Source organism: Burkholderia sp. SIMBA_051, assembly GCF_046534915.1.
In the GTDB taxonomy this organism is placed as follows: Bacteria; Pseudomonadota; Gammaproteobacteria; order Burkholderiales; family Burkholderiaceae; genus Burkholderia; species Burkholderia ambifaria.
The window spans coordinates 1-274 of record NZ_JAWRXS010000242.1; the positions used below are offsets into that span (position 1 = coordinate 1).

A 274-nucleotide genomic window follows, 5' to 3' on the forward strand; every position below is an offset into this window, starting at 1 on the left:
CCAGCTGATGCGTATCGTTCACAAACTGCAGAACGCCTTCGAGCAACGTAATCGAGCCTGCAAACAGCGCTTGCGGATATCGCTGGTGTTCAGCGAACCATAACTTCATCAACTCGTAACCCGATTCACGCTAGAACGACGTCCCGATCTGAAACTGGAACTTCTGGTACTGGTCACCAGTGTGCTTCACGACAGGAAAACCGAGACTGAGCTTGAGCGGTCCGATTGGCGAAATCCACGCGAGGCCCAGACCGTAGCCGTAACGCAGGCCATT

General features: G+C 54.0%; 1 protein-coding gene. It reads right to left on the reverse strand.

Going from position 1 to position 274, the window contains the following annotated elements:
- Nucleotides 1-130: 130 nt before the first annotated feature.
- The coding region (locus SB771_RS34360) for a BamA/TamA family outer membrane protein (RefSeq protein ID WP_410721957.1) at nt 131-274 on the reverse strand (144 nt) is incomplete at its 5' end.